Source organism: Streptomyces sparsus (assembly GCF_054776295.1).
On sequence record NZ_BAAHCA010000027.1, the window covers coordinates 12,085 to 18,137 of the forward strand.

At 69.8% G+C, this 6,053-nt stretch carries 5 protein-coding genes and 2 pseudogenes; 3 read left to right on the top strand and 4 right to left on the bottom strand.

The features are described from left to right. The first annotated feature begins 251 nt into the window (after positions 1–251). Positions 252–911, top strand: coding sequence for a class I SAM-dependent methyltransferase (locus ACYVE9_RS03875; protein ID WP_461026265.1), 660 nt, complete (start codon positions 252–254; stop codon positions 909–911). 713 nt (positions 912–1,624) lie between these two features. Here ACYVE9_RS03875 and ACYVE9_RS03880 read toward each other — a convergent pair. The 4 genes and pseudogenes from ACYVE9_RS03880 to ACYVE9_RS03895 all read right to left on the bottom strand — a co-directional run. Beyond that, complete coding sequence (locus ACYVE9_RS03880; protein WP_461026266.1) at positions 1,625–3,190, bottom strand: alpha/beta hydrolase; 1,566 nt, start codon at positions 3,188–3,190, stop codon at positions 1,625–1,627. A gap of 50 nt (positions 3,191–3,240) precedes the next feature. Continuing rightward, the gene (locus ACYVE9_RS03885) at positions 3,241–3,555 is read right to left on the bottom strand and encodes a hypothetical protein (RefSeq protein WP_461026270.1); all 315 of its coding nucleotides are present in this window, start codon (positions 3,553–3,555) and stop codon (positions 3,241–3,243) included. A 153-nt stretch (positions 3,556–3,708) separates the two neighbouring features. Further along, positions 3,709–3,792 (bottom strand): annotated as a pseudogene (locus ACYVE9_RS03890) (hypothetical protein); the annotation flags it as partial. 23 nt (positions 3,793–3,815) lie between these two features. After that, positions 3,816–4,013, bottom strand: a pseudogene (locus ACYVE9_RS03895) (methyltransferase); the annotation flags it as partial. Between the two features lie 986 nt (positions 4,014–4,999). On the opposite strand from ACYVE9_RS03895, the gene ACYVE9_RS03900 reads away from it, so the two are divergent. Next, entirely contained in the window at positions 5,000–5,818 is an 819-nt protein-coding gene (locus tag ACYVE9_RS03900; RefSeq protein ID WP_461026267.1) for a HipA family kinase, read from the top strand. Continuing rightward, the coding region (locus ACYVE9_RS03905; protein WP_461026268.1) for a DUF3037 domain-containing protein at positions 5,815–6,053 on the top strand (239 nt) is incomplete at its 3' end. The genes ACYVE9_RS03900 and ACYVE9_RS03905, both read left to right, overlap by 4 nt.

Consider the following 6,053-nt stretch of genomic DNA (forward strand, 5'->3'; position numbering starts at 1 on the left):
ACGGAACGCGTGTGCACCTGTGGTCCTGCCACACCGGCCCCAACCAGAAGTGGACCCTGCCCTGACGTAGCAGGGCGGTGAACCGGCCGCCCCCTCCATGGGTTCGCCCCGCTCACCGGCGTGAGCGGGGCGAACCCGCGGCAGGGGCGGCCACCGGTCACCCGCCTGTCGCCGTCGCACGAGTACGCGCCTGCCGCCGCCCCATGGTGAGCTGGACACTCTTGACGAATGCGGCAGAGAAGGGATCCGGCGTGGGAGAGACGGAGCGGACGGCCGACGCACGGGAGAAGTGGCACGCCCACTGGGACAGGTCGGCAGCCGTGTACGACAAGAACATGAACCTTCTCGACCGGCTGCTGTTCAAGGGGCAGCGGGAGTGGGCCTGCGGTCGAGCGGTCGGTGAGGTGCTCGAGGTCGCCATCGGCACGGGGCGAAACCTGCCCTTCTACGCCGACGGACTCACGCTGACGGGCATCGACATCAGTCGCGAGATGCTGGAGAAGGCACGTGCGCGTGCCGACGGCCTGGGGCGTGCGGTCACCCTGCGCCAGGGGGACGCACACCGGCTGCCCTTCGAGGACGCCAGCTTCGACACCGTGGTCTGCACTCTGAGCATGTGCGCGATCCCCGACATCGACCAGGCGATGCGTGAGATCCACCGGGTGCTCAGGCCCGGCGGCCGGTTCGTGAGCGTCGACCACGTGGTGAGCCCCTGGTGGCTGATGCGCAAGGTCCAGGGCGGTATCGAGCGGTTCAGCGTGCCGTCGGCCGGTGAGCATCTGCGCCGCCGCCCCGTCGAGAACGTCCGCGCCACCGGCTTCGTCGTCGAGGAGTCGGACCGTCTCAAGCGAGGACACGTCGAGCGACTGCACGCCACCAAGGCCCACGGGAAGCCAGGGCACAGACCGTGAACTTCGGGGGCGGGTGCATGCTGATGAAGGACATCGGGGCCAGTCGGCCCAGATCCTCGTCGAAGGCTTTCCCTGAGCTGTTCGAACCCCTCACCTGTGAGGTCCGCCAAGGAGGGCTGCCTACCCCTCGACCTCGACGGTCTCCGACGCGGAAGCGGTCGAACGCCAAGCACCGGCATCACCGAGTTCGCGGGCAACGTCCTGGACGAGGCGAAGGACCTCGCCGATGACGCTCCGGACCGAACGGGACCTGGAACACGATGTCCGCCGTGCTGTGAGCAGGACGCTGAAACCGACCGACGACACCTGCGACGAGGCAGCCTCGTCGCACTCCACCTCCGGCTCGAAGGCTCCGCGGGGACGGGGCGGCGCGGTCCGACGCTCCAGTCGGGCACACCACCGACGAAGGACCCCGCTTGACCGGCCGGACCCCCGTACAAGGTCTCGCAGATGTGGTCGTTGGCGGCCGCGAACGCCTGCACGGCCAGGGCCACTTCGAAAGCTCCTACGCCGTCGTGGCTTAGAACGGCCACGCGATGAGGGGCCGGTCGACTGGTGTCGGGCATGGGGTAACCGTTCGGTAATCGGGGCTGGGTACGGCAGTTGCTTCTGTCGGGTGTGGGTGCGGGTGCCGGCGGGACCCTCCCGCCCCGGCCGCTCCGGGAACTCGCCTCGGCCTCTGGCGCGGGCGGTCCTCGGGCGGAGGAGGTGCGTCAGGAACAGGTGGTGCCGTTCTTCGGGACCACGCCGTCGAGCAGGTACGCGTCGACCAATCCGGTCAGACAGTCGTTGACGCCGTAGGTGCCGTGCCCTTCACCGCGGACGGTGAGGCGGACACCCACTCCCTCGCCCAGTTCGTCCGCCATCTTCTCGGCTCCCTCGTAGGGGGTGGCGGGATCACCGGTGTTGCCGATGACGAGGATGGGGCCTGCGCCGTCGGCCGTCATCTCGACGGTGGAGGCGTGGCCGTCCACGGGCCAGCCCGTGCACTGGAGCAGACCCCAGGCCATCCAGTTGCCGAACACGGGAGACGCCTTGCGGAACTCGGGAAGATGCCCGCGCACGTCGCCGACGGTGAAGCGGTCCTTGTAGTCGGCGCAGTTCACCGCGGTGTTGGCGGCGTTGATGTTCGCGTACCCGCTGTCGTCGATCCGCTGGCTGAGGGCGTCGGAGAACACCAGCAGCATGGTGCCGTCCCCTTCGCCGGCGGCGGCCAACGCGCCCCTGAGCAGCATCCAGCCCTCCTTGTCGTAGAGGGCGGCGGCGATGCCGTTGAGAGCCAGGCTCTGCGTGAGGCGGCGTCCGAACTCCGTGGGCAGAGGGCGCGCGTCCAGACGCTCGATCAGGGCGATGACCTCCTTCTCGCCCCGGGCCGGGTCCTTGCCCTCGAAGAAGCACGAGTCGTGCTCCACACAGTCCGCGAGGAAGTTTCTCAGTGCGCCCTGGAAGCCCTTGGCCTGACCGAGTCCACTGGCCAGGATGTTCTCGGTGGGGTCGACCACGGCGTCGAAGACGACTCGCCCGACGTTGTGCGGGAACAGGTGGGCGTGGACGCCCCCGAGCTGCGTTCCGTAGGAGATGCCGAAGTAGTTCAGCTTCCTGTCGCCGAGGACGTGGCGCATCAGGTCGAGATCACGTGCGGCCTGCTGGGTGCCGACGTGCTCCAGTACCGGGCCCGAGTTCTTTTCGCAGGAGCGGGCGTACGCGCGTGCCCCGCGGGTGTACGCCCGCTCCTCCGCGGTGTCGTCCGGGGTCGAGTCCGTGGCCAGCCAGGCGTCCATGGCCTTCGGATCCAGGCACTGCACGCCGACACTGTTTCCGACTCCGCGCGGGTCGAAGCTGACCAGGTCGTAGCGCTTGTGCAGTTTCATGTAGTCGTCGCCGGCCAAGAGGGGAAGCATCGACACTCCGGAGCCGCCGGGGCCGCCGAAGTTGAAGATCAGGGATCCGAGGCGCTTTTCGCCGGTGCCCGGCGCGGCCTCGGCCCGGACCAGGGCGAGGTCGATGGTCCTGCCGCCGGGGGCCGCGTAGTCGAGCGGTGCCTTCATGGTGGCGCACTGCCACTTCGTACCGTCCGGCAGCTTCTCGGGTGCGTCGCCGCCGCCCTGCGCCGTCGAGGGAGCGGAGCACGCCGTCCATTTCGGCTTCTGTTCGAGCAGTGCGGCGGGCATCGCGGGTGTCGCGTCGGTTCCCACGGGGCCGGGTCCGGGCCTACAGGCAGTGACCGTGGTGGCCGCCAGTACGGCGAGTGACGCCAGGGCGACGGCGATTCGGGGCATGGGTACACCCCTGCCGGTCCGAGGACGTCGCGGGCGGAGGGGACGGACGCTCATGTGCCGACCTTCTGGTGGTGGGAGTGCGCGTGGGCGGGTGTGTCCCGGAGGGACCTGATTCCCCGGTAGGCCGACGCGAGGAGCGCGGCGAACAGGAGGTTCACGCTGAACAAGAAGGTCCACTCGGCCATGGCGCCGCCGGTGCCCGCGGCGGACTCCAGCGCCGAGAAAAGCGCCGTGCCCGCCGGGTGGAAGACGACGCACAGCAGGACGAAGGCCCAGAACGGCAGCTTCTGCAGCGGCTTCGACCACGCGATGACGCCAAGGGCCAGAGCGGCGACCAGAGCGATGAGTACATCGATTCGATCCATGTGATGATCCTTTCGGGACGGGAACGACGTGGCGTCGCCCACCAGGAGGAACGCCGCCTAGGCCGCGAGGCATAGAGGACCCGCGGGGGTTCCGGTCTGGTACGGGTTCCAGGACGGAGACCAGGGACGCGGACGAGGTGATGCGGGTCCGCGTCAGTCCGGCCCGCGCGAAGCGGTTCCGCCGGACGTGAGTGCTTCCCGGCAGTTGCGCAGGATCCGGACGCAGGCCTCGTCGTCCCAGTCGTGCGGACGAACTTGAGCAGATGCACGTTCCTTGACGGCACCTCTTCGAAGAAGTCACCACCGACGAAGGTGAACCGGTCCGTGACACCCATGCCCGCCGCGGAGTCGTCCGCCTCAGCGCGTACGTGCGCGAGGTCGAGCGTCACTCCGGTCAGCGCGGGGTGGCGCCGCATGAGCGTCCGGACGAGGTTCCCGCCGGCGCCGCCGACGCCCACGACAACGTCGGCACGTTCTCCAGCACCTCTTCACGGCCCCGGTAGGTGCCTCCGCAGTGCAGGCCCGGCGGAACGACCCACTCGATCCGCTCGCGCGAGTAGCGCGGCGACGTCGCCCTGCGCGAGCGAGGTGTACAGCGCGTTCACCACCGCGCTTCCTGCGGCGGTGTCTTGGCCGTTCCGGTACGTGGTCATGCGGAAGCTCCGGGCGATGTCGGTGGTGTGGTGTGGTGTGGTGTGGTTGAGGGTGCGGGAGCGCCCGGAGCGCGGTGCTGGGCGCGGCGGCCGGGCCGGCGCCCCGCCTCCGTAGATCGTGCTCGTGAATCGGCCGCCGGACATCGGCTGATCGACCTATGTCGCTGGTCTACCCGACCCGGACGGGACGCCGGCCCCCTCGTGCCGCGGCTGCCGCGCGCATTCGGTGCGCGGGAAGCGGCGCGGCCGGTCCGGGGCAGCGGGGATGGGCGGTTCCGCTTCGGCGAGCCCTCGCAGGCAGTCACTCAACGCCCTTGGCGCCACATCGGGTGCCATGCCGTCCGGCGTCAACAGGTCCGCCGCAACTGCCGGTTTTACTCGGCGACTTCGGATCGTTTCGGCTGGATCGAACAGGAGTTGTGTCATGCGCCTTTTGCTGGGCCTCGCTCTGGCGAGTCGCATCCTCACACCGGGCACGCACAGCCAGGGCAAGTTCGAGCTCTGTGCCTCGATCATTTTGTAAGCTGGCGAGTCCGTCGTGACCCTGGCCCGGTGGCTCGGACGCTCCTCACCCGCGGTCACCCCCGATTACTATGCTCACTTCGTGCACGCCGGAAGCTGGCAGCAAGGGGCGCGGCACCATCGACGGACTGCTTGGGGAGCGGGGAACCGGCCTGCGAGCCGAAACTTCCCCGACTCTCCCCAGCGCCGATGACCGGTGATCACTGCTTCTACGCCCCGGAGCGGTCGTCCGTGGATTGCAAGGTTGAAGAGATGGATGGCCTGGGGAGATGTTGAGAGAAGTCACCGCGACCCGCTATGTCACGCCCTTGCGGGAGGGCGGCTCGCTGCCGGGCATCGTCGAGGGCGACGACCTGGGAACGTACGTCATGAAGTTCACCGGGGCCGGGCAGGGCCGGAAGACCCTGGTGGCCGAGGTGGTCTGCGGTCAGCTCGCCCGCCGCCTGGGCCTGCGGGTGCCCGAGCTGGTGCGGATGCAACTGGACCCGGTCATCGGGCTGGCCGAGCCGGACGAGGAGGTGCAGCAGCTGCTCAAGGCCAGCGGCGGCCTCAACCTCGGCATGGACTTCCTGCCCGGGTCGATCGGCTTCGACCCACTGGCCTACCACGTGGACGCGGCCGAGGCGGGACGGGTGGTGTGGTTCGACGCGCTGGTGGGCAACGTCGACCGTTCCTGGCGCAACCCCAACCTGCTGGTGTGGCACGGCGACCTGTGGCTCATCGACCACGGGGCGACCATGATCTGGCACCACAACTGGTCCGCAGCCGCGAAGGCGGCGGACAAGCCCTACGACGCGTCCGACCACGTGCTCGCCTCGTTCGGTCCGGACCTGGCCGCCGCTGCCGCCGACCTCGCGCCCCGGGTGACGCGGGAGCTGGTGGCCGCGTGTGTCGCCGACGTGCCTGACGAGTGGCTCGCCGACGAGCAGGGCTTCGCGTCGCCCGACGAGGTGCGCGCGGCGTACACCGAGGTGCTCGTCTCGCGGGCCCCGGCGGTGCACCGGCGCGTCACCATCGGCGAACCGACCGAGGACGGCCCCTCCCGGGCTCCCGGCTGGCTGACCGGACTGAGCGGGGACCGCGGATGAGCGCCGTCCCCCGGAACCGTGACGTCTTCGAGTACGCCCTGTTGCGGGTGGTGCCCAGAGTGGAGCGGGGGGAGTGCGTCAACGCCGGAGTCCTGCTGTACTGCCGGGCGCACGCGCTGGTGGTGGCACGCACCCACCTGGACGAGGCGCGGCTGCTGGCCCTGGACCCCGCGGTGGACGTGCCCGGGGTCCGGGCGGCGCTGCGCGCGGTGGACGGCGTCTGCCGAGGCGGACG

Coding starts and splice junctions, on each gene's coding strand:
- ACYVE9_RS03885 (WP_461026270.1), bottom strand. CDS start 3,555: ATGGATCGAATCGATGTACTCATCGCTCTGGTCGCCGCTCTGGCCCTT.
- ACYVE9_RS03880 (WP_461026266.1), bottom strand. CDS start 3,190: ATGCCCCGAATCGCCGTCGCCCTGGCGTCACTCGCCGTACTGGCGGCC.
- ACYVE9_RS03900 (WP_461026267.1), top strand. CDS start 5,000: ATGTTGAGAGAAGTCACCGCGACCCGCTATGTCACGCCCTTGCGGGAG.